The sequence below is a fragment of the Synechococcus sp. MIT S9507 genome (genome assembly GCF_047304715.1).
Taxonomy (GTDB): domain Bacteria; phylum Cyanobacteriota; class Cyanobacteriia; order PCC-6307; family Cyanobiaceae; genus Synechococcus_C.
This window is the reverse complement of sequence record NZ_CP138970.1, coordinates 548,904-570,358: the sequence shown is the minus strand read 5'-3', so window position 1 is coordinate 570,358 and position 21,455 is coordinate 548,904. Positions and strand designations below refer to the sequence as shown.

Genomic DNA, 21,455 nt, shown 5'->3' with positions numbered 1-21,455 from the left:
TGCCTCGTTTTTGAATCATTTCAATCATGTGTTCTCCATCACTTAAAACAGCCTCAGTAAATATCAGCAAACTTTTTGTGTTAGTGCCATGCATTCGAGTGATTTGGCGTGCACAAAAGCTACTTAGGTTTTGACCGTTGATATTCAGTAAGTGTCGCCTGAGTCGCTTCCAGACGGAAATGATTCGCTGCGTGGTGAGCCATGCCCCTGTTTGTCCGTTGTCGATAAGACAAGCCACCTGCAGCCACAGGCTTTCGCCCGTGTCCCTTCATGTTGGCAAGACGGGCGTTGGTGACGCCTTGAGGGGTTGTGGATTGCGATGCGAGGCAGCGCACAAGAGCAGTGCAAACGAAACTGATTCTCAGCAGCAGATTTAGGTTGCTGAGTGTGATTCTCAAGAGCATATTTACGGCTTTTGAGTGTGATTCTCAAAAGCATATTTTGATTGCTTCGTGTTCGGTTTTTACGCCTAACTTTTGCTCTTTTGTGATGTAGAACTGGTTCATCCCTCCCCGAGTTTCGACATGACAAATTCAGCGACTGCTCAAGCCACCATCACCATTCCTGTTGGTCCTGCCGGGCGGGCGATGGCCGAGCCGATGTCGGGCGAAATGCTCGATCTGATGCAGGCCCACCTCAACCTTGAGCGTCAGTCAGCTGCTGACTATTTCGCTGCTGCGATCTGGTTTGCAGAACGTGAACTGACCGGCTTTGCCGAGCACCTGCGTGATGAAGCCAAGCAGGAGGAGCAGCATGCTGCCAAGTTCGCTGACTATCTGATCAGCAGGGGTCAGCGGCCTGTGCTCGACACCGTTGAACCACCCCGTCAGCAATGGCCTGATGTGGAGCAGGTGATCGCCAATGTCTTCCGGATGGAGGCTGATGTGACCGCCTCGGTGCTGCAGCTCTACGGAACGGCTGATCAGGACCTCGACCGCCGCACGAGTGTGTTCCTGGATCCGATTGTTGATGATCAGCGCCTGTCTGAACATGAAGCGGCCTATCTGCTGGGCCGGGTCAGGTTCGCTGCCGGCAACCCAGCTGCTGTGATGATGATCGATGCCGAGCTGAGGGAAGGCGAGGCCGAGCCGGCCAAGCTTGAAGGCTGAGCAACGATCGGTTGATTCAGCCAGGAGCCCCACCTGGCGATTGATTGACCATCCCGGTCCCCACGGCCCCGCCCAGTGCGGGGTTTTTGTTTGCTTGAGCGCCCGTGGGCAGGCAGTGCACTCACCTGCAATGAGCAACAACTCGCTGTTGCCGATTCTGATCATGATCAGATGTCATTCAGTCAATGGCGATCATCTGGGTCTTTCTCACTGGCCTGGTTCCGGCCGGTGTATTGCACACACTCTCGATCGTTGCTGCTACCTGTTGATGCATACAGGGATCAACGAGCTCTAACGCTGTCTATGACATCAATCCAACTGCTCTTCATCACTGGGTCGGATGCTGGGAGTCTCAGAGAGTGAAAATCAGTGTTGAAAAGTGGCTCTTTGATCTTCTGGGTGGATCCTGCGGGATCGCAATCGCCCTTGGGTTGGTCCGGTTTGACTTTGGAATCATCGGCAGCCTGATGGCGGATGCAAACTGGATTGCTGTTGAAGATATCGGCAAGCTTGCAGCAATCAATATGTTTGGCTACCTGGCTGGCTGCATACAACAGGCTTATGTCAAAAACAGGCAAGCATCAATACGATATGTGCGGATCTCATTGATCACAATTATCGCTTCAACCCTTCTCGAAGGTAGGTTGATCGATTTCACAAGCCAGTCAATCCTCAGACTGCTGTGTGGATGGGGAGCCGCCCATGTTGTCTCTGGTCTGCCAACCCTCGCTCTCGAACGTGTCCCGCCCCATTGGAGACGACAAGCCACTGGTTTGATCATGTGTGGTGGGGGGATCGGCTCCTTGCTTGGAGCTGTTGCCATTGGTTTGTTTTCTCCAACGTCCGCACCGTCAGCCTGGACTCTTCTTTTCATTTTGACGATCGTTCTGAGCCTGCCAACAACCAGTCTGTTGATAAGACCAAGACCTCAGAAAATAGACGTATCTGATGTGGTTGTGACTCAGTCTTCTGTTGAACAGAGGCCAGGTGTTGGCAACCAATCACATGTGTTGATAGCCATCATTGTGTTTGGCTTCGCTTTGATGCAGGTTGGACAGGTTCCAGCAATCCTCTATGAGCCGTTGATTGCCACCAGGACAATTGGGCTGGACCCAAAGATTTCAAGCAGTATCGACAGTTTGTTTGGAGTGGGGTTGATCATTGGCGGTCTGATTCCGTCAGTTGCACCTTCAAGGCTGACAACCAAATTATTTCTGCCTTTGATCTCCATGGTTGGTCTTTTTGGAGTGGTACTTTTCGGTCTCTCAGAGAACATCTCGACGTTGTCTGTCTCTATTTTTCTGATTGGTGTATGGGATATGATGACTGGTACGCTCACGCTCGACCGTCTTGGGCAACTGTGTAACGAGGACTCGCAGCGTCGAGCCTGGTCTGTAGCCACTTCAGTAGGGGCGCTTGGTTTTATAACCTTTTCATCAGTTACATCTCAGCTTTCAGATCATCATCTGAACCTGATTTTGTTGTTGGGAGTTGCAGCTGTAGTGATTCAGTTTGCGCTTGAATGCACTCAATATTTAATGTCTTCCAGTCACCAATCACAGTTGATGTCCGATTGAACGTCCGAGATTTGCTTCGATGCGCCTTCAGGTTGATCACAGCACTGATTACCCCCCCCTGGGTTGACGCAGAGTTCTGTGGCCAGAGCCTGCTCGTGTTGACCATGGCGTGAATCAACCGCAACTCCTGGATTGTCCTGTTTCTGCTACGGGTGACTGGCCTTGTATCAACCTTGTGCAGCACTATCTGATCGTCTGGAACTTCCCAACAGTGCGGGGTCCTGGGAAGCTTGTTCCCCTTTTGCGGAGTACATCAATGCAGGGGACCGGGAGAGAGGTTTGATGGCTTTGAACTGAAATACCGGGTATGCGATCCCATCGCAGGCAGAGGGATGGCAATTGCAGTGGCCAGTGACATTGGCAAAGTGTGGACTCATCTCGCCCCCTGGATCAAAGGGTTCGGCATCAAATTCGAAGTCACACCGGTTGTTTCAGACTCCGAGTTCGCATCGATGTGGCCCTCAGTTCAAGCATCTGGTAACGCTGACTGAATCAAGGCTTCTGGATCCAACATAGTCTTAGCGAGGCTGAACAGAGTTTTGAACGATGACGTCGAAGGCAGTGAAGTGAAAAGGAGGGATAGAGGCTGGAGCAATCCGGCTTTTTTTATTGGTGTTCCATCGCTTTTTATGCAAAGCGTCTCATAGGCGACGGATTTGATTGGGATCTGCAGAGATCATCGTCGAAGACAGACGCGTCTCCATGGAGCTGATTGTTGTACTTGCTGTGCTTGTGGTGACGTTCTATCTGTCAACAAAGAATTATTGATGACCTTCCACCGCGAATGGTGCGGGTTGGTTTGCTTGTAAAAGGTTTGATTGTTCAATATCTCGTTGATTTTGAATAGTCCATGGTTATCCAGAGAGTTGATGGATTGGACATTATGTGAATTTGATTTCGTGCTTGGCTTCGGCCGCGGAGGATTGTGTTTCATGGATCAGCAGATCTTTCGCAAGCATCGTGAGTGCAATTCCCATCAGGGCAAGTCCGATTCCGCGATCTTTGTCTGCTGCATTCGATACAACCCTGGACAGTTCAAGGTGTTTTTTCCAGGAGAGATGCATGGAATTCAGTATTGATAATCCTTTTTAAGCCTGCTAGCAGATCCTATGACTGTCATGAGCTGATTCAGGCAACGCTTTGTAATCAAAACAATGTATTGACTTGAGCATGATTCCCTGAAATCTGTTGCAAAAACTACGTTTTTGGTTTGCTGTTCAGAAGTTTCTGGGGTAATTTCAGATGGCTACGCCAGAAGATCTGATGGAACCACTTGCTTTGACTCTGGGCCAAAAGTTTGAAATTGAGAAGTTCTCACGCGAGATTGATAGTTCTAGCGATGTGCAGCAGCTTCGCTCGATTGCCAAAGATCTGTTGCTCGCCTGGCAGCAGCAGCAAGCCGCAAGTGCATGGGCCATTCGGCAATCAAAGGGACTCTAAGAAGTGTCGATCAATGCTCTGATTGAGTGCAATACCTTTGCTGCAGTGTCAATTGCAGCTGTTTGATCGTGTCATGCTGCGGTTTCACCGGCTTGCGTAGATGTTTACGCGTTCAGGCTTTGCTGTCAGTTGCTTGTCATCCGATAGGCCTGAACCGATGCTTCGCTAACTGGATCGATGATCCCAACAAGAACCTGTTGATTTCGTCTGTTTGTCTTGGCGTTGATCAGCATGAATCATCCAGGGGTTATCCATGTACACGATTGAGCGATTGAAAGACGCATCATCTGAATATGAAGTATGGGTGCCAGAAATTCAGTATAAAACTGAGTTCAAGGCCTTTGTCAGTGCTCGCACGAAGTGCATGGCTACAGGTGAAACATATAGAGTTTTCAATACACAATCTAAAGATGTTCAATGTGTCATCACGTTGTCTGATTGCAAAACAATGTTCGATTTATGAAATGAACTTCTGTAGGCATTTTTAATGGACCTGTCTTTGCGACGAACGAGTCAAGCCACGGCTGATCAAGGATCTCTCTGAGATTTAGCTCATGCAATCACTGTTGTCTTTGCATTGTTGATGTGGTGGATCCTTGGATGTGTGGCGTTCATAGAGTTCCGCTTTAAGCGTTGTCTCTGTCCCAGCGGCTTTGCCCGCAGAAGAGATTGCAGTGCTTGGCGACTGATGATTCGAATTGGATCGCCTGGAAAATCCATCTCCAACGAGATCCAAGTGTCAGTGCACTGGTGAGGACATTCTTGCCAAAGGATCTTGCTATACGTCTGGAAGATCAAGGGCGGTTCAATCAATGAATGACAAAGAGCTGAGAGCTACTGCCCTGGCAAGCCTCAAACAGCGGAGGGGGCTGGAAAGACAACTCAGGCTTTATGCGATCACCAACGTCACGCTTGTTGTGATCTGGGCGCTGTCAGGGCGTGGAGATTTCTGGCCAATCTGGCCGATTGCTTTCTGGGGGCTGGCCTTGGTCTGGCAAGCAATCGCTTCAACCATCGACCTAAGCCGATCAGTGAGGATGAGATCGAGCGTGAAATGAAGCGACTGGACTCCTGAGCTTGTGGGTCGTTCCCCACTCCACTGATCTGATGCAGTTGAAACCTGTGCATCAATGACTGGCTGAATGTGCTCTGGAGTGAGCGCACCTTCACTGATCTGCTGGGTTGAACGGTCGTCAGAACGCTGATCAGCTTGCTGACGGGGTGAGTTTTTGAGGGGCGTTGGCTGAGTCATCCCTTCAGCTGGCTCGACGATGAGCAGAGCGGCCGACCAGAGAAGAGAGTCCTGCTTTCTGCCCAAGGCCGGTCATCACGACCTGGAGAGGTCGCAGATTGATTGGCTGATCTACAGGATTGACAAAGATGCAGTGCTTTTGTGGATCAAACGGAACTCAACAACTGGAAAGCCATCGCCGAGAGGCTGGAAGCTCAGGGTGATACCAGCAGCTGGTTTTATCTGCGTGCCAGAGCTATTGCAGATGGAAAGCCCGACCCGATGCCCAGTGTCTCTGAGTTGATGCCTGATTCGGTTTGATTCAGATGCTGTTGCCGCCTTCACCCTGGTGATGCATCGCCTTGGGTTGGTTCGTCTTGGTGTTGTAGATCACCTGCGTCTCTTTATGTTTTTTCATTTTGCGGGAAAAAACTTCGTGTTGAATCTTTTAGCGATCTATGGCAGTAGTTATGAGACTCATCAAGACTCTATAAGGCACAGCGTGAATAAGTAATGATCTCAACCCTTGAATTCTCACTGTGTTTTCAAGTAACACTTGGTGAGTTGTTGCGCCCAGATGACGAAGAGAGAGGCAAACACGCTGTTCATCAAAGAAGTGATTTCTCTTGCTGGTAGAAATCACTGGACAGATCCTTTCAGAGTCAGACTGGCTTCAAGGATTCTTTTGGGTCGTGTCTACAGCCCTGAAGAGCATTCATGCGAACCGCTTTCGCCTTAGGTCGTGCCAAGAGGTCAAGTCGCTGTTCGCCAATTCTCTTCTGTTTGCCGGCCATAATCACTTTTTCATTGTTGTGACATTGAGGTCACTGACGTCTTTTCAGGCTCATAAATGTAGACATTCCGTTTGAGGTTAGAGCAGTTTTATCTTCCGATGCTAGTTCGATAACATGTTGCCAAAACTGGGTTAACTGAGACGTATTGAGTGATAATTTCAGTGTTGAGTCCATGAATCCTTTTAAAAATTTAATCTGTTTCTGTATATTGGTTTGTTCGAGTTGTTCGTCGCAGAGAAGTTGTTGATAGTGCGCTTCTTCCAGTTGCCATAAAGAATTGATTTTAGGTGTGCACACGATGTTGAAAATTTCTGCTGGAGACTTGCAATATTGTGGAACCAACAGATCAAGAGCTTGATCTTTGCTCAGCTCATTATTTGCGATCATTTTCGCCTTGGCCTTTTGCAATGTTGTGGCAAATCTTTCGCTGAGTGCTCCGTCATTCAACGAGCTATGTATGTGGAGTATCAATCTGCCTCCGGGGATTATCTCGGTCGCGCGTAGCTCGAGTTTCTTTTGCCAATTGTCCCTGGATGCTTCTTGCCAGGATTCGTGTTCAGGGCACCGCGGCGATAGCTGGTTGGCCCACAGCGCGTCACCGGGAAGTCCAGTTGGAGCGCCACCATTCAGCCAGTGCTGGGCGAAGCATGAAAAGCCAAGATGGATGGAAGCTGCTTCAGCAACAGGGGAATACATTGTTTTTGCAGAATATAAAAATTTGATATCCGGAAATTTTTTCTCAATCAGGGCTTTAAGTGTGGACCAGTCGTTTTTGGGCAAGTCATTCATGATTATTTCAAGTTTGCGTTTGGTCGCCACTCCTTCAATCGCTTTGATTGGTTCAATGGATGATCCACCTGTGGCGCAGCCATATTCACAAATGTGTACAGCCTCGTTTTCGGGTAAATCTTCGATTGTCTTTGCCGCATACTTTGTGATGAGCCCAGAAAGAATGCTGGCCGCCATAGCCTGAACTTCTGAATTGTCATTGTATTCAATCATCCTCAGAGTATCGATGTTGGTTGTTCTCACTTGCGCGCTCTGATTGATAAATTCCAAGAGTTTTCACGCATTTTCAGCGTGCGGCTTCGATGTTCAATCGTAACGATCAATGCCTTCTCTGTCTCTGGTCTCAATGGTCAGTGCTCGGTTGTCCTGGCGTGCGCCGGTTGCACTGTGTCCTTGATTCAAGCTTTCGTCGAGATACTGTTGACAGGCATCAGCGAGTTTCTAAGCGGTTTCCATGATTTCGCTCCTTCGGGGGAGGTGAACCGGATCAGGGTGGGCGAAGTTGGGGGCTTGAACTTTTGCATGCTGGATCTGCCTCATGGATCAATGCACCAGCGTTTTGTGATTTTCACTTGCTCTGTGGTGATTGCAGCGGGCGCAAGTGAGGTCACCAGCCCCATTCTTGGAGGTCTCGCTTATGAGGCGAAGATGGAGCGTTGTGCTCAAGCGCTCTAAGCCAATGGGATCACAGACGATGCCAACCCTCTGAGCAGTTGCAAAAATGGTTTTATATCGGCAAATTTGACTATTGATGCGTCAATGCTGATTGTGTCTCCTCTTTCTTCCGCAGTGGGCATCGTCCGCCAAGATGTTCTCCCGGTGGTTCCGCTCAACCAGTCCTTAGGGGTGTAGAGCGTGACTTGCGAGGTCATCGCTGGATGCAATCTTGATCGGTCGGGTCTGGCAATGGTTTTGTGAGTTGCAGTGATGACCAGTGATGGATTGCAGTATTGCTCAATGTTTGCTATCCACGAGTTAGATCATTCAAGTCAAAGCGATGGCGAAGAACTGTCGAAGCAATAAAAAAATCAACTGGAAAAAACTCATTTCCACAACAGCTGGCAAGGTTGTTATTCTTTTTGCACTTGTATTCTTCGTGTTTTATGTGGGAAAATTAATCGGTATTATTCCTACCTTGCTGATCCTCGTGATCTTTGCGTGGCTGATCAACAGGAGTAAGTGAATCAGCCTGCTTAAGCGTGGGTTATTTATAGAATCTTTTTAATTTTGTGAACAGCAGTTTTGTAATGCTGTTGGCTGAGAATTCATTGATAGAAGGCCAAGAGTTTGGTGTTTTTTCCACAATGGCTGTTGATTACTTGTGCGAATTGTGGAATGGTTTTCAACGTTTCAATGCCCAGTCAACTTTCTATTGACGGGCAAGGCTCGGCATTGGGTTTGATCCTGGTTAGTAGCTTTTTCTAAGCGGATCACAGCACTGTGCGCGATGCGACTTGACCGCTCTGAAGAGGTTTCTGCCAAGGTGGTTGTGGATGTCGTTTTATTGGAGGAATTCAAGGATCTGTATGTTGGTCTTGAGAATCAGGATTGTGCCCAATGGCAGCTGATGGTCGCTGTTCTCAATGGAAATGGGTGTTGAAGTTTTCAAGTGCATGTTCGGCACTGCTTTTGGCTTCAGGTGCTCTGTTCAATCCAGTCTCCGCTTATCCAACCGACGAGTGGTTTGACGTGTTGATCGATCGAATGTGTGAGTTGACCGCAGAGAAAGGCAGAGTTGCTGCAGTGGGAACAGAGGCTGTGGACTATGTGCTGAACCAGGGGTTTGCAACGGAGCTCACCACCTATGCCATGTCCGTTGGCGACCAAGGCTTTGCTGAGGCAATCGCCAAGGGGCTTCTTGCATCCTGCCCCGATCTCTATCCATGAAAAAGATCACCCTGGTGGATGTCGTGGAACGAGTGGAGTCGGTCAGTTCGGCCTTGAAACGCCATGACCTGAAGTACTTTCATCGCTTGTGCCTCCCTGCGGGCAGGCCACCAAGCAGCTGGCACAGTGCCAGTTGCTTGGCTAATATCAAACAGTGAGGAGAAAAGCTCACGGGGTGGAAACAAGGCAACACTCTCGCTGAGTTTTTGAAGACCCTGCCTTTGGCGGGGTTTTTTTTGTCCTATGGGATTTGCTCTGTTCATTGATTTTCAGGTATTGCTCCGGATCAAGGTATCGGGTTCGAGTCGAGACAATTCAAAGCCTTTTGATCCGCATCTTTTCCTTGCTGTATTGAATCTTTCCGTCGACTATGGATAGAAGCCTGCAAGATCGCAAATCCTTTAATCTCAGATTTGATTTTTCTCAGGTCAATGTCCTTTTGGCATGCCGAAAGGACCAATTGATCTTGCCCACACCTTGATGCCATCAGTCTTTTCAATGTGTTTTGATCGTTTTTGTTCTTGCTCTTCTTCTCAGGCTGCCTCTGAGTCTCTTGATGTAACCATCCGCGCGCTGCTTGAGTACCAGAAGTGATTCACTGTGATGAGGCTGGATAAGGTTTCTGATTCATGCAAAAAGTTTTGAAAGGCATTGCCGTTGTCTCTGCGATCGCTCTTGCCTTCGTCACCGGCACCCTCTACATCAAGAGCATTCGTGATGATGCGCGTCAGCAGGGCGATTTCAACGAGCGAATGATGCAACTGTGCGCCGACGCCCGGAATGCTGGCTGGAGTAAGGAGGACAAAGCTGAATTTCTCAAACGCAACTGCCGGGGGCGATGACTCCTCTCAAGGTGCCTTCTCCTGAAGTCTGCACATCGTCATCACTCCGGTTCAATCCGGCCTGCAGACTTTTCACCTTGCCCACTTGCAGTTTGCCAATAAGCAGGGAGGTCACGCATGATCACCATTCCAGGTTTTGGTGGAGATGATTGACTGACGAATGGTGATGAACCGTTGCTGGTTCGAATAAGCAATACTCGCTTGATGCGGTTTCACCCGTTTGCCCAGCCCAGAGATTTCATGCTGTGCCGAATGACCTGCTTGTCTGGCTTTTCAGCTTTCAGCGGAGCGGCTGTAGAGCTTCGAACTGATCGACATCAGCAGCAGAACTACGAAACTGACGGTCAGAATGACAAGGCTGTCGATGGTCTTTGACTGTGACTAGGCAAAATCATTTTTGCAGAGATTTTGTTTTCGCAGTACCGGTCGAGATCAGCGATGGCCAGTTGTAACACCCTTGGGCCCCGGTTGTTGAGCCGTTATTTTGAGAGGCTTGAGAAGGTCCATCAGCTTGTCGATTGCCGCGTGCTGATGAGTGCTATCGGCTGGTTGATGCACGTCTAGGTGAAAAAAGGTCTCAACCGGTTTGAATGTAGCGCTGTATTAGTCACCCGAACGGGTGATGTGTGTTCTGGTTCGCTCAGTGATGCTGAATAGATAGAGGGTATGACCTTCACTATTCACATCAGATTCTCAGCCATGTCTCACTCTCCAGAGGCTATTCCATCAATTTCCAACCGCAAGACTTTGGGTATTCCTGGTAAGAGTGGATCTATGGATCATTCTCAAACAAGCACCAAGAAGCGGGTGCTGTTCTTTGACCAGATCAAGGCACTGATGATCGCTCTTGTGATTGCCGTACATGTACCCATGGCATTTGGTGGTATCAGTTGGATGGGCGTACGTATTTCTATAGAAGGTGTTTCTGATCCTTTATTTGGAACTGCATACAGATTCTTTGTATATATCTGTCAAACCTTCTTTATGTACATGTTATTTCTGATTTCGGGATACTTTGTTCCTCCTTCAGTTCATAAAAAGGGGGTTGTGCGTTATCTCCAAGATCGCCTTCTGCGAATTGGTGTCCCCTTTCTTGTTGGCCTACTGCTCATTAACAATGCTTCGATACTCTTGTCGAGGTTCTCCCCAGGCAGCCCCTATGCGGAATTGCCTTGGAATGAGATGCCTTTCAATAGATTATTTGTACTGGGCTTTTTGGTCCTTTTGTTTGTATTTGATTTGCTCTATTGCTTCTGGTTTGCGATGCGAGGAGATCACTTTTCAGTGGATACCTCCGTTCCCACACCGCAGCTGCGCTCTTGGTTCATCAGTGCTTTTATCCTCGCGATTCTTGAGGTAGCGATGTCGACGCGAACTGAACTCTGGACTGCCTTATGGAATTCACCATTTAATTGGTTTGGTGCTCAAGGCATGCACATTTTCACTTATGCCTTCATGTTTTTTCTCGGTTGCAAGGCATCGTGCCATCGCTGGCTGGAGAAGCTCAACACCCATCTGGTTGTGAGGTGGTTCCGATTTTCTATTGCGTCATCTTTATGTCTTCTGACAATCGCGCTAGTGGTGACCTTTAACGGCAACATTTCAGATGAAGCTGAAAAGCTCACTCTTGTTTATGCCATCTTTTCCTTCTTTTATACATTCATCGGTTGGGGAGTGATGGGTTATCTCCTGTTGTGGTTTCAGCGTAATCAAAATCGCTTTGGTCAGTGGTTAGCAACAGCTGGAGTGGATAGTTATGGTGCTTATATTATTCATCCACTAGTGCTCGTGGTGGTGCTGGAAGCTATTGGTTTCATCGGCCTCAATCATTGGCTGATTGCTTTGGCTGCAACAGTTCTGGGGATCGTTATTTCCTTCGGAATTGTTCATCAGCTCAGACGGATTCCATCTGTCGCCAGGATTGTCTAGTTCTTTTATCATTGACTCTCAGCAGATGATCTGCGGTGTCTGATTGAAGAGGGACCATTGAGTGGACGCTGTCGATCTCCTGGCAAGAGTATGACCAATCCCACCCCGTCTTCATGGCGGGAGGGTTGCCGCTCTGGAGCTGCGGCGTCATTTGCTTCCGCATAAGCTGAGCCGAGTCAGGTTCGCTGTGCACAGCCATTCACCAGATGCTCATCAGGAGTTTGCTCTTTCTACTCCAGATCTGTGTAGTGGGGTTCACTAGAAGGGCTGTGATCTTGAAGAACTTCTTTCGAGCTTGGCGTCATGGACCAGACTTCCAGCGCTGGTGCTGCTTGCCACACAGTGCGCCGAATTGATGTTGGCGATGGATTGACAAGTAAAGGGCTTCAACATGAATCGGCTGCTCTGTGCAACAGGCGATCTATGGAACAGCCCCTTCAGGACAGCATTCACAGTCAGCACAATCACTGCGAATAATCTCTTCTCCGTAGCAGACACTTGCATTCAGAAGCGGGCTACTGAAGCCGAGGCATTGGCTTGTTTCCGAACAGGCTTTCCAGGTAGCCGCCGCATCCATGGTCAGCACAACATTGGCAAGATTGTTTGGGATCGCTGCGGTGCGATCAACCGGAACGATCCTGTAGCGAATGTGACCTGGAGTGACTTCAATTCCGTTGATTTCAATAATCTGTGTTCTCAGGCCTGAAGACGAAAGAGTTGCTTTTGCACTTTTTTGGAAACTAACATCGCGTAACTTCCAAAGATCTTTGACTCGAGGCTGACGAAACTTAGATCTGACATTTCGGAACCGATTGGAGAACATTTCAACAGCCGATATATGCTTTTTGGGAAATTGCAATATCTCGAGATCACCACTCTCCGTCACATAGCTTCCTTGATCAGAATGCAGAACAAACAGGAACTGAGGTGCCTGATCATCAGCCCCTTTCAGCTCAGACGAAGAAACTTCAGGAGCCAAAATTAAGACCAGAAAGATTGTCCAGAGGCTGTGTGGAACGATTTTCAATTCCCATACTCCTCGTATTCTGCCCCATATTTTCTTTCGAGTGTTTTCCCGTCCATGACGACTGTTGTCTGGTCATATAACTCACAAACGTTTTTTTTGAATTCAGACAGCTCATCAGGACCAAAGACAACAGCCTTCGCATAACCTTTTTCCTTCATTCCTTTTTTTACACACTCCTTGTCCCAAAGCTGCGCTTTCTTTCTCCATTGCCCCTCAGGCCCAAGCCTTGTCAATACCTCAGTACCCTCAATTTCACAGCCATCCTTGATATTCTCCCACTCAACAAACGTCATGATTTTTCCACCCTCAGCCGTGACCTTGTCCTGGTCAGGACTCTTTGCGCAGGATGCGAGCATCAGCACTAAGCCTGTGATCAATACCCCAAAACCTCGCGTCGACATGATGGAGGACTGCATGAAATGAAAAGCACAGGTTTGTTGTTGTCAAGATAGACATTCCAGCTGCTTATGCACAATTATCAACGTCATTTATTCAGAGTGCAGAGTTTTGCGCACCTGGACGACATTTTCCCAATCGAATTGAGATGATCGTGACGAAGCTATTGGAATCTGACTTTAAGAATCAAGGACAGCAGCTGATAAGCAGCGCCAGTAATTGATTGAAGACCTTCTGGCCCTGCCCTGACTAACAAGATGCTGTAAGAACTTCTTTTAGGGGTGCTTAGTCGCCGGCCTCTTTGATGCCCTGTGCCTCGATGAGCAACGGAGCATCAACATGTTCTGAAACCGGCACCTCGTCATGGAGAGTACGTGGTTTTGGCTTGTCTCTGTAGTAGTGGTCTCGTCAGCTTCATCGTCTAACGAATTCCTCTACACCAATTCAGATCACAATGCTGCAAATTAATCCAGCAGTCAACTGATGAACTGATTGATGGCGGTGGCTCTGATGTGGATTGGATCGGGTTATTCCAGCAGCAGTGGTTTGGCCCGGTTGGGGGATGGCGATTCAGTGTGTCCGTTCGATCGTGAATTCAAACATGAGAATGCAATGGATCCCTTCATCGCTGCATTGGTGATTGTTGCCATCTGGACACCGATTCCTATCTGCCTTTCGAAGTGGGTGCAGGACCTTTGAAGATTGAGAGCCTTGGCCGTGTTGTGATTGGCCTTCCGGTTGCGGCGCCGTTTTTGCCGTTGAAGGGTTGAGTCCCATGGCTGGTGATGTTGCAGTGGTTTCGCTCAATGCAGCGAATGACAAGCTTCGCGAGCCTGTAAACATCTGCTCGAAGTCAGGACTCAGGCGGGCACTCTCATCAAATCCACCAAAAACTCACCTGTGTTCTGAGTGGTGAATTGAGGGTCTTCCATCGATGCTGGATGGAGACAGGTTTCGTCATGGATCCAATCAGCACTGCAGTCGTCATCGTCGCTCTTGTCGCACTGGCCTGCTGAAGGTCACCACTTGGGCTGACACCGTTCCCACCCGCCTGTTGCCTGCATCGTTTGCCAAGCTTCGATGGCGTTGTGTCTGAGCATTCTGCGGATGACTGGCTGACCGCTGCCGGTCAGTGACCGCGTCTCGACTTCCACCCACTGCGCATGCTGCGTTGGCATGTCGTTCTTGAAGCGACAGACCTTTTGCTCTTGGGCGCTCAGCAACCAACCCTCACCCTTTTTCGGAGGGTGCCTGTCGACAAGTGGTCTGTTCTTGTTGGGCATGACGTCAAGTTGGCGAAATAAGCCTGCGTGCTGCCACAAGACTTAAACCCTGAAACGACATCACTGAATGTGGGTAGACCATCTGGCCATTGCTCGTACGTGCTGAGCCATTGCTGAGCATCATTTTGTTTGTGGGGTGGCCGTGATCGGATATCGGTTGCATGTGCTGCAGCACGGTTTTGCAAAAGGCGCTTCTGCACTATCGCCACACAACACGTAGTGCAAAACTCAGTAATGCTGTCAACCTTGCGCCAGGTCCTACACGGATCGGAACGGACTACTTGGTGAAATTCAGTGGGGCCAAGGAGACTCGAACTCCTGACCCCCTGCATGCCATGCAGGTTTGACAAGGATTGAGAAGTCAGGCCAACACTAGGTAGAAGTCAGTTGGGTCAACCTGATCATCGGCGGCAATGGTGCTGGTGATGACAGCTATGACGGCGGCTCTGGAACAGATTCTCTCTATTACACCTCTGCTGCAGCAGGAATCACAGTTGATTTGCTCAAGGGAACGGCTACCTCAACATCAGGAGGTGATAAAGCCAAGATCGGTACTGACAAAATTACCAGCGTTGAAAATCTGATCGCTGGTAACTATTCAGATCAACTAACCGGCACCAATGGCAGCAATACCATTCAGGCTCTCTCAGGCAATGACTGGATTTATGCAGCGGCTGGTAATGACGTCATCAACGGTGGTTCAGGAAGTGACACTGCTGTTTTCTCAGGCAATAACAACAAGATCAACCTCAACACCACTAATTTGCAGAACACCGGTGATGGCAAAGATCAGCTGATCTCGATTGAAAATGTCAATGCTGGATCCGGTAATGACACCGTTACCGGCAACAAAGCCAAAAACACACTCAATGGCCAAAGCGGCAACGACAAGCTCTATGGAGCGGCTGGTAATGACAAATTAATCGGAGGTGCTGTAAATGATGTTCTTTTCGGTGGTTCTGGAGACGACATCATTGATGGAGGTATAGGATCAGATAAAATGAATGGAGGAAGTGGAAATGATGTTTTTGTTCTAAACAGCGGAGCAGGGTACGCAAAAATAATGGACTTCGATGTAGAAGAAGACTGGATATTGATTGATTCTGATTTTAATACTATGGGTGCTGTGGATTCCGGAAAAGATCTAAACATCTTTGAAGTCAATGATCTCGTCGCAAAAGTGATAGGCTTAGCTGGCACGAATCTCGTCAATAATGGAGAAGGCTATGTATCTCTGGATAGAGCCTGAAGCTATTGCAAGGCGGCTGAAAGCAATAAAAATAACTTGAAGGGAAAAGCAGCGGCGTTGAGTAGTCGCTATAGACCTCCCGACAAAACAACTGGACAAATTATTTATGACAAGAATTGGGGAGATGAAAACGGTCAAATTTCATGGAATATTGCTGTTAAAGATGGACGTTTATTTGGAAGCGGACAAGACAGCACTGCATGGAACAGTAGCAGCCTGAATGGAAGATTTTCAAATTTCTATGAAATAGATCAAAATGCAAACATCATTAGCACAAAAAAAATTGATGTCACAAACCAAATCGATTTAGCTCCCGATATAATTCTCACAGATGGTGGTTATGTCATCACTGGAGTTTCGCTCGGGGCAGATGGCTCCAACTCGAAACTCTATACTGATTTAAAAGCACTAAAACCAAGTGCTAATGAATCATTTGCCGAATACGGCTCAGTCTCCGTCAACCATACTTGGCAAGACGTTGCACTCTCTCTTGACTACATCAGCCCGGTCGTTATTACCTCTGATCCAACGTACAAAGGCGGTGATCCGGTTGTAGTACGCCTGAAAAATATTGATTCTGATTCATTCCAGATCAAACTCCAGGAGCCCAAATACAAAGACGGTCGCCACGTCAACGAAACCATCTCCTATGTCGTGATGGAAGAAGGCACCTGGGAGCTATCCGATGGCACCACCATCGAAGCAGGAGTGCTCAACACCAACAAACTCTCCACCCAAGGAGGCGAGACCGTTGCACTTGATGATGCCTTTGGATCGGATGCCTCTGTTGCTGTCTTAACGCAGACCCAGACTTACAACGGAGGTGACTGGGTCACCAGCAGGACAGACAGCATCATTGAAGGCGGAGTTACTGCAGATCAATTCACCCACCAAGCCAAGCGGCATTCTTTTGAAACTGAATTTGATTCAGCTCCAACACTGCTGACCAAGCTTGATTCCTTTGATGGTGGCGACAATGCCAACTCAAGGATCCAATCAGTGGATGCCGCTGGTTTTACAGCCATGGTCATCGAGGAACAATCTCGTGACTTTGAGATGGGCCAAACCACTGAGTCTTTGTCCTACCTCGCCTTGGAAGGTGATTCCGGAACCCTCAGCGGTATCGCTGTCATCTGATTCACCAGTAACTAAAAACAGCTCTTACTCAGCCCCGTCTAGCGCTGGGTTTTTGCTGTCCTGGAGCCTTGGCGTGACCAGCTTCCGAGTGAGCTAAAGCCAGTCAGGCACTGAGTTCTGAGCCATTAACCACAGTCTCACCAGAACTTCGCGCCCTCTACACCAGAGCTGTGCAGTGGGGTTCACCAGAAGGGCTGTGATCTTGAAGGAGTCAAGGGGGCAGCACCCCCAAACATCCACTCCTTAAAGTCATGACTACTTCTGCAACCCCCGCCAATCGCTTCCAACATTGGGATGAAACAGAGGGCTTTGACGTAAATACAAGACAACAGCTTGGAACACCAATATTTGACGAGGAAGAAGAAACGATTGGGGGCGATTGGGGTAAAAAACATGGAATATATACTATGGTTGAAAAACAGTCAGCGACCTTGCCCCAAGAGCAGGAAGAAAAAACTACCAAGAAAGACTTAAGGAATATTACAAATAAATTCGCAGCTAAATTATCTGGAAAAGCTCCAGTTATTGGATTGGCTTTCGGTTTGCCTTCCTTCATTGTGATCCTTACCGATGAGTTGGAGCAGGGCTATGGCCCCTCCCTCATCGAAGAGCTGAAAACCACTGCTCCCAACACTCACACCCTGATCTTCCTGAACAAGGAAACTGCTGCTGTCGTTGAAGAGTGCCTTGAATCTGGGGCAGAGGGAATCTGTTTCAGTTCCAATGTCGCTGACGGGGATGGAGACTTCGTCAAAGCCCTCAGAGCCATTGCCAAACGAGGCGTCTACTACCCAGAGGAGGTGAAGAAGAAAGCTGGTTATGTGGGCTCTAACCCCTTTGCGATGGTTCTCCCTAACGACATCACAGAAAGGGAGAAGGAAGTGCTTGTGGGGCTTACAGAAGGGTTATCAAACAAGGAGCTAGCTGAGTCGCTGTTCCTCTCTGTGGAGACAATCAAAAGCCACCTCAAGAGCCTGACCCAAAAGCTTGGAGTGCGGGACAGGACTGGGGCGGCGATCTACGGGGTGAAGTGTGGAGTAAGCCGTAGTGAGCTCAATGCCGAACGGTATAGAGGTAGGAGGTCTTTCCAAAGTGTTCATGGGCGGTGGCATAGACCACACCATTAATCAGGTGCATCGCAGTAGTAGCCACTTTTGTGTAACTGGCATTGGGAAACTTGGCCTTGAACTCCTCTCGGTTCATTGCCCAGTGCTGCAATTCTTCTGGTGAGAGTACGGTGGCAACGGGATACTTCACCCCATCCAGTGTGTGGTCTTGAAGCTCTGGATCCGCAGGTGGTTCGAAGGGAGGGACCTCCCAAGTAGGCATCACAGTCCCATCCTGTGGGTTGTAGAGGACGGTGTTATCGCTAACCAACGCACGGATGACTTCACCAAAAAGCATGTCGCCGAGGGGCTTGCCTTGATTCTCCATATTGATCAATTCAAAGATCTCTGAATCTTCGAGTTCAATCAATCCAAAAGTGGCAGCTTCTAGAAGTCCCTGTTGACAGCCCTTACCAGGAGGGATCTCGCCCTGCCGCAGTCCCTGGACATGAGCCTCAAGACCCCAACGGATTGCTTGGTTCATGAAGTCCATAACCAATTGAAGACGAGCGATACCAAAGTTTTCAGTGCCGGGCTCAATTCCTCTCAAGTAGTCATAGTTGAAGCTAGGACTTGGCTGAGGAGCAGTGGGGAATGTAGTAGTCATGGTTATTTAAAAATGAAGTCAGAGCTGTTTTATCTGGGTTCAGAGGCTTTGTTAAATCCCTGATGAATTCATCATCTCTCGCATTCGCCTTATCCACCTCCCTCTTTGAGGTGAAAGCATCTACCAATTATGGGTGGATGGAAAGCACGAAAAGATCCCAGTAAAGAACTGGGATCTCAACGAACTAAGGAGTGGGTATAAGTTGCTGGCTAATCAGGCGAAGCTTTTCATTGCACGAATAGCAGTACAAGCAGTGCCACACAACGCGGCGAAGCGAGTAGACATTGTGGAAATTTTGATATCCGGGTTCTCTGCAAACGCCTCATCAGCAGCGGCCTGGAGGAAAAGGTCTTCAAGCGTGTCTGCCACTGAAGCTAGGAAGTCAACTCCACTAAAGCCATCAGGCTTATTGACACGATAGGCATTCTTATATGTCTCAAACAGACCCTTGTCAACGACATCAAACTCGAAGCACTGGTTAATCAGAAAGCGAGCCATTTGAACCTGAGCAGACATCCACGTAACCTTCGCAGCTTGCGTATTGCTCAACTCTGAAATCTTTTCCTCAGCCAGAAGTTGAGCAGTGCAATCTAAGTTGTAGAAGAGAAATGCCGCACCCTCAAAGACTGTCTGATTCTCCTTCAAGTGTGGAATGATGTCCATGACACCATTCTCACAACACATATTCATTTCAGTGATTCCATTTTCAGGATTCTCTGTATCAATGTGAAGGTAAGGAGCAGGCATCACTTGGTTGTTGGTTGTGGTGGTCATGATTGGTTCCTGTATGTGGTTTAGAGGTCATCCCTCTCTTGAATTCATCATCTCTCTGAGTTCTCTTATCCACCTCCCTCTTTGGGGTGGAAGCATCTAGCACTTATGGGTTTACGGGGCTAATACCTTTTCGAGGGAGGATTATTCACCCTCCAGAGGGTTGGAGTATTAGGACAAAACTGAGATGGTAGAGAGGTCCAGGAGGGATGACCTCCAATCAATAAAATTCGTTCTAATGACTACTTCAAACGTGACCGCATCAGCAGAAAGCTATAAAGGACTGTAGAAAGCATTCGGTGCAACTGCTCTCTCGATTCTTCTGCCTTTGGGACTTGTGATGGGCGCACTAGCAGTAAGTTCACCTGACGCTGAAGCTCGTACAACGTGTACAACTCGTTGCTACAACTACGGCTGCCAAACGACTTGCTACTGATTTATTGGTTCATGCCGGGAATCCTGATGTCGAAAGACTGAAAGCAATACAAAACCCTTGAAGGGAAAAGTAGGGGGCGTTGAGTGGACGCTATCGATATCCCAACAAAAACAACCTCACACCAATCACACCCCGCATGAGCGGGGTTTTTTATTGCCCTAAAGCCTTGGCGTGACTGGCTTCCGAGTGAGCTAAGCCCAGTCAGGCACGCACTTCTAAGCCATTCACCACAGTCTCACCAGAACTGCATGGGTTCTGCACCAGAGCTGTGCAGTGGGGTTCACCAGAAGGGCTGTGACCTTGAAGGAGTCGAGGGGGCAGCACTCCCAAACAGCCACTCCTCAAAGCCATGACGGTCAAGTCCCTCTTCCTCTACACCCTTGCCCTCGCGCTGGGTATTGGCGCAGTCACGCATGCCAAAACTCTGTTGATCGAGCAGGGACCTCAGGAGGTCGCTCAAATTGAGGGATTGGACTACGTCATTAGCAATGAGATCGAGCAATGGCACCGTTGGAATCCGTGATGGGATTCACCACTCGGATTGAAGCGGGTTAATTCAGGTTTGTTTGCGTGAGCTTCCACACTGCGTTTACTGGGATCTCAGGACCAACCTGCAGATCCTCTGGCTCTTTGAACACCACACGCCAATCAGCCACGCGACAAGGCACGTAGTCAGAACGCTCGATGCGAACACCGCCCATGACTGACGGCGCTCCATAGAACCCGCTCACCCAGAGCCCCGCCCAATGCGGGGGTTTTTTATTGCTGATCAGTGGATGGGTTCTGGAAGCTTTTCCGAAGTTGCTTGATCGCCTTCAAGCTAAACACAAGCATATGTCTCGTCAAATTTCATGAATCGCAGTCTTCAAGTTCTCATGAAGCTTTCAATATGGGGACCCACTTTTGTTGTTAATGAATATACTGAAGTGCTTGCTGTCACAAATAATGTATGCCAATCAGATCCGCCCCAATGAAGGTTGGCGGTATGCTCGGGGATTTCAATTATTCCAAGCTGCTCACCTTTTGGATTAAAAATCCAGAGCCCTCCTGGTCCTGTGACCCAAATATTTCCGTTTTCATCACACTTCATTCCGTCCGGTACTCCTCCTTCGAAAGTGCCATCACCAATGTTCCTTGCAAAAGCTTTCTTATCGTATAGGCTTCCATCAGGAGCTACTTTGTAGACATCTATTAAAGCTCTAGGTGAGTCATTAATATAGAACAACGATTCGTCTGGGGAGAAGCACAATCCATTTGGCTGCTGATAGCAATTTTTATCAACCAGAAGTTCAAGTTCTCGATTTGCGCTCACACGAAAAACACCTTGGAAGTCCAGATCCTGAGGTCGTTCCTCACCTGACCAAGGCAATCGTCCATATGTAGGATCAGAAAAATAGATTGAATCATCTGACCGACAACAAATATCATTAGGGCTGTTGAGCTGCTTTCCTTCAAAATGTGTCGCTAAAACTTCTCGACGCCCATCTTCACCTTCCAAGACCACTGACGCACTAAGATGCTCGCAAACTAAAAGATTTAAATCTGAATTGTAAGTCATTCCGTTGCATTTGCTGGAAGGTTTTCGAATTACTCTTATCGCTTCACTCGATGAGTATTGAAGACGTGAATTTCCAGGGATATCAGAAAAAAGTAGGTGGTGATCGCGAGGATGCCAGATTGGCCCTTCGGTGAACTCGAATCCGGATGCAACACGCTGAATTTGAACCTCTGTGTCAACAAGGTCTCTCATTTGGTTAGAAAAAACCTTGATCATGCAATTGACTCCTATCTGATTCACATAGTGACGTTGTTCTATTGATAGCAAATTAGAGTACATTTGGCTTT

General features: G+C 48.3%; 23 protein-coding genes and 1 pseudogene. 17 read left to right on the top strand and 7 right to left on the bottom strand.

The window, feature by feature from the left end; all coding sequences use genetic code 11:
* Positions 1–524: 524 nt before the first annotated feature.
* The 7 genes and pseudogenes from SIB83_RS02935 (at position 525) to SIB83_RS02905 (ending at position 5,678) form a co-directional block, all read left to right on the top strand.
* Positions 525–1,109 carry a ferritin gene (locus SIB83_RS02935; protein WP_413746729.1) on the top strand — a complete coding sequence of 195 codons (585 nt, stop codon included), beginning with the start codon at positions 525–527 and terminating at the stop codon, positions 1,107–1,109.
* Between the two features lie 359 nt (positions 1,110–1,468).
* Positions 1,469–2,686: a YbfB/YjiJ family MFS transporter gene (locus SIB83_RS02930; RefSeq protein ID WP_413746728.1), complete on the top strand. Its 1,218-nt coding sequence runs from the start codon at positions 1,469–1,471 to the stop codon at positions 2,684–2,686.
* Between the two features lie 175 nt (positions 2,687–2,861).
* Positions 2,862–3,177, top strand: a pseudogene (locus SIB83_RS02925) (DUF3303 domain-containing protein).
* Positions 3,178–3,928: 751 nt separating this feature from the next.
* Entirely contained in the window at positions 3,929–4,126 is a 198-nt protein-coding gene (locus SIB83_RS02920) for a hypothetical protein (protein ID WP_413746727.1), read from the top strand.
* Positions 4,127–4,379: 253 nt separating this feature from the next.
* Entirely contained in the window at positions 4,380–4,589 is a 210-nt protein-coding gene (locus SIB83_RS02915) for a hypothetical protein (protein WP_413439682.1), read from the top strand.
* Positions 4,590–4,938: 349 nt separating this feature from the next.
* Positions 4,939–5,184 (top strand): 2TM domain-containing protein, encoded by a 246-nt coding sequence (locus tag SIB83_RS02910; protein WP_413746726.1) that lies wholly within the window; start codon positions 4,939–4,941, stop codon positions 5,182–5,184.
* Between the two features lie 335 nt (positions 5,185–5,519).
* Positions 5,520–5,678, top strand: a complete 159-nt coding sequence (locus SIB83_RS02905) for a hypothetical protein (RefSeq protein WP_413403534.1) — start codon at positions 5,520–5,522, stop codon at positions 5,676–5,678.
* Positions 5,679–6,181: 503 nt separating this feature from the next.
* On the opposite strand, the gene SIB83_RS02900 is transcribed toward SIB83_RS02905, so the two are convergent.
* Positions 6,182–7,183, bottom strand: a complete 1,002-nt coding sequence (locus SIB83_RS02900) for a hypothetical protein (protein ID WP_413746725.1) — start codon at positions 7,181–7,183, stop codon at positions 6,182–6,184.
* Here SIB83_RS02900 and SIB83_RS02895 point away from each other — a divergent pair, their 5' ends adjacent.
* The 5 genes from SIB83_RS02895 to SIB83_RS02875 all read left to right on the top strand — a co-directional run bounded on the left by SIB83_RS02895 (position 7,184) and on the right by SIB83_RS02875 (position 11,598).
* Positions 7,184–7,615 (top strand): hypothetical protein, encoded by a 432-nt coding sequence (locus SIB83_RS02895; RefSeq protein WP_413403530.1) that lies wholly within the window; start codon positions 7,184–7,186, stop codon positions 7,613–7,615.
* A 322-nt stretch (positions 7,616–7,937) separates the two neighbouring features.
* Positions 7,938–8,123, top strand: coding sequence for a hypothetical protein (locus tag SIB83_RS02890; RefSeq protein WP_413403529.1), 186 nt, complete (start codon positions 7,938–7,940; stop codon positions 8,121–8,123).
* Between the two features lie 446 nt (positions 8,124–8,569).
* A complete protein-coding gene (locus tag SIB83_RS02885) occupies positions 8,570–8,827 on the top strand; it encodes a hypothetical protein (RefSeq protein WP_413403527.1) in 258 nt (85 codons plus the stop codon).
* A gap of 629 nt (positions 8,828–9,456) precedes the next feature.
* Entirely contained in the window at positions 9,457–9,669 is a 213-nt protein-coding gene (locus SIB83_RS02880; protein ID WP_413746724.1) for a hypothetical protein, read from the top strand.
* 699 nt (positions 9,670–10,368) lie between these two features.
* Positions 10,369–11,598 carry an acyltransferase family protein gene (locus SIB83_RS02875; protein WP_413746723.1) on the top strand — a complete coding sequence of 410 codons (1,230 nt, stop codon included), beginning with the start codon at positions 10,369–10,371 and terminating at the stop codon, positions 11,596–11,598.
* Positions 11,599–12,019: 421 nt separating this feature from the next.
* Here SIB83_RS02875 and SIB83_RS02870 read toward each other — a convergent pair whose 3' ends face one another.
* Positions 12,020–12,625: a hypothetical protein gene (locus SIB83_RS02870; protein ID WP_413746722.1), complete on the bottom strand. Its 606-nt coding sequence runs from the start codon at positions 12,623–12,625 to the stop codon at positions 12,020–12,022.
* The gene (locus SIB83_RS02865) at positions 12,622–13,041 is read right to left on the bottom strand and encodes a hypothetical protein (protein ID WP_413746721.1); all 420 of its coding nucleotides are present in this window, start codon (positions 13,039–13,041) and stop codon (positions 12,622–12,624) included. The genes SIB83_RS02870 and SIB83_RS02865 overlap by 4 nt, the downstream gene beginning before the upstream one ends.
* A 475-nt stretch (positions 13,042–13,516) precedes the next feature.
* Here SIB83_RS02865 and SIB83_RS02860 point away from each other — a divergent pair, with 475 nt between their 5' ends.
* A complete protein-coding gene (locus tag SIB83_RS02860) occupies positions 13,517–13,720 on the top strand; it encodes a hypothetical protein (RefSeq protein WP_413746720.1) in 204 nt (67 codons plus the stop codon).
* Between the two features lie 320 nt (positions 13,721–14,040).
* On the opposite strand, the gene SIB83_RS02855 is transcribed toward SIB83_RS02860, so the two are convergent.
* Positions 14,041–14,304, bottom strand: coding sequence for a DUF1651 domain-containing protein (locus SIB83_RS02855; protein WP_413746719.1), 264 nt, complete (start codon positions 14,302–14,304; stop codon positions 14,041–14,043).
* Positions 14,305–14,803: 499 nt separating this feature from the next.
* On the opposite strand from SIB83_RS02855, the gene SIB83_RS02850 reads away from it, so the two are divergent.
* The 3 genes from SIB83_RS02850 (at position 14,804) to SIB83_RS02840 (ending at position 17,817) form a co-directional block, all read left to right on the top strand.
* Positions 14,804–15,553, top strand: coding sequence for a calcium-binding protein (locus SIB83_RS02850; RefSeq protein WP_413746718.1), 750 nt, complete (start codon positions 14,804–14,806; stop codon positions 15,551–15,553).
* 57 nt (positions 15,554–15,610) lie between these two features.
* Positions 15,611–16,690: a hypothetical protein gene (locus tag SIB83_RS02845; protein ID WP_413746717.1), complete on the top strand. Its 1,080-nt coding sequence runs from the start codon at positions 15,611–15,613 to the stop codon at positions 16,688–16,690.
* 251 nt (positions 16,691–16,941) lie between these two features.
* Positions 16,942–17,817 (top strand): LuxR C-terminal-related transcriptional regulator, encoded by an 876-nt coding sequence (locus SIB83_RS02840; RefSeq protein WP_413746716.1) that lies wholly within the window; start codon positions 16,942–16,944, stop codon positions 17,815–17,817.
* Here the strand turns inward: SIB83_RS02840 and SIB83_RS02835 are convergent.
* Both SIB83_RS02835 and SIB83_RS02830 read right to left on the bottom strand, forming a co-directional pair.
* The gene (locus SIB83_RS02835; protein WP_413746715.1) at positions 17,744–18,346 is read right to left on the bottom strand and encodes a hypothetical protein; all 603 of its coding nucleotides are present in this window, start codon (positions 18,344–18,346) and stop codon (positions 17,744–17,746) included. The two genes, SIB83_RS02840 and SIB83_RS02835, sit on opposite strands and share 74 nt — an antisense overlap.
* A 270-nt stretch (positions 18,347–18,616) precedes the next feature.
* Positions 18,617–19,177, bottom strand: a complete 561-nt coding sequence (locus tag SIB83_RS02830) for a hypothetical protein (protein ID WP_413746714.1) — start codon at positions 19,175–19,177, stop codon at positions 18,617–18,619.
* Between the two features lie 782 nt (positions 19,178–19,959).
* On the opposite strand from SIB83_RS02830, the gene SIB83_RS02825 reads away from it, so the two are divergent.
* Positions 19,960–20,133 carry a hypothetical protein gene (locus SIB83_RS02825; protein ID WP_413746713.1) on the top strand — a complete coding sequence of 58 codons (174 nt, stop codon included), beginning with the start codon at positions 19,960–19,962 and terminating at the stop codon, positions 20,131–20,133.
* Positions 20,134–20,475: 342 nt separating this feature from the next.
* Here SIB83_RS02825 and SIB83_RS02820 read toward each other — a convergent pair whose 3' ends face one another.
* The gene (locus SIB83_RS02820) at positions 20,476–21,384 is read right to left on the bottom strand and encodes an SMP-30/gluconolactonase/LRE family protein (RefSeq protein ID WP_413746712.1); all 909 of its coding nucleotides are present in this window, start codon (positions 21,382–21,384) and stop codon (positions 20,476–20,478) included.
* Positions 21,385–21,455 lie beyond the last annotated feature (71 nt).

Coding starts and splice junctions, on each gene's coding strand:
- SIB83_RS02830 (WP_413746714.1), bottom strand. CDS start 19,177: ATGACCACCACAACCAACAACCAAGTGATGCCTGCTCCTTACCTTCAC.
- SIB83_RS02910 (WP_413746726.1), top strand. CDS start 4,939: ATGAATGACAAAGAGCTGAGAGCTACTGCCCTGGCAAGCCTCAAACAG.
- SIB83_RS02890 (WP_413403529.1), top strand. CDS start 7,938: ATGGCGAAGAACTGTCGAAGCAATAAAAAAATCAACTGGAAAAAACTC.
- SIB83_RS02875 (WP_413746723.1), top strand. CDS start 10,369: ATGTCTCACTCTCCAGAGGCTATTCCATCAATTTCCAACCGCAAGACT.
- SIB83_RS02825 (WP_413746713.1), top strand. CDS start 19,960: ATGACGGTCAAGTCCCTCTTCCTCTACACCCTTGCCCTCGCGCTGGGT.
- SIB83_RS02880 (WP_413746724.1), top strand. CDS start 9,457: ATGCAAAAAGTTTTGAAAGGCATTGCCGTTGTCTCTGCGATCGCTCTT.
- SIB83_RS02935 (WP_413746729.1), top strand. CDS start 525: ATGACAAATTCAGCGACTGCTCAAGCCACCATCACCATTCCTGTTGGT.
- SIB83_RS02860 (WP_413746720.1), top strand. CDS start 13,517: ATGGCGGTGGCTCTGATGTGGATTGGATCGGGTTATTCCAGCAGCAGT.
- SIB83_RS02840 (WP_413746716.1), top strand. CDS start 16,942: ATGACTACTTCTGCAACCCCCGCCAATCGCTTCCAACATTGGGATGAA.
- SIB83_RS02915 (WP_413439682.1), top strand. CDS start 4,380: ATGTACACGATTGAGCGATTGAAAGACGCATCATCTGAATATGAAGTA.
- SIB83_RS02820 (WP_413746712.1), bottom strand. CDS start 21,384: ATGATCAAGGTTTTTTCTAACCAAATGAGAGACCTTGTTGACACAGAG.
- SIB83_RS02920 (WP_413746727.1), top strand. CDS start 3,929: ATGGCTACGCCAGAAGATCTGATGGAACCACTTGCTTTGACTCTGGGC.
- SIB83_RS02855 (WP_413746719.1), bottom strand. CDS start 14,304: ATGCCCAACAAGAACAGACCACTTGTCGACAGGCACCCTCCGAAAAAG.
- SIB83_RS02865 (WP_413746721.1), bottom strand. CDS start 13,041: ATGCAGTCCTCCATCATGTCGACGCGAGGTTTTGGGGTATTGATCACA.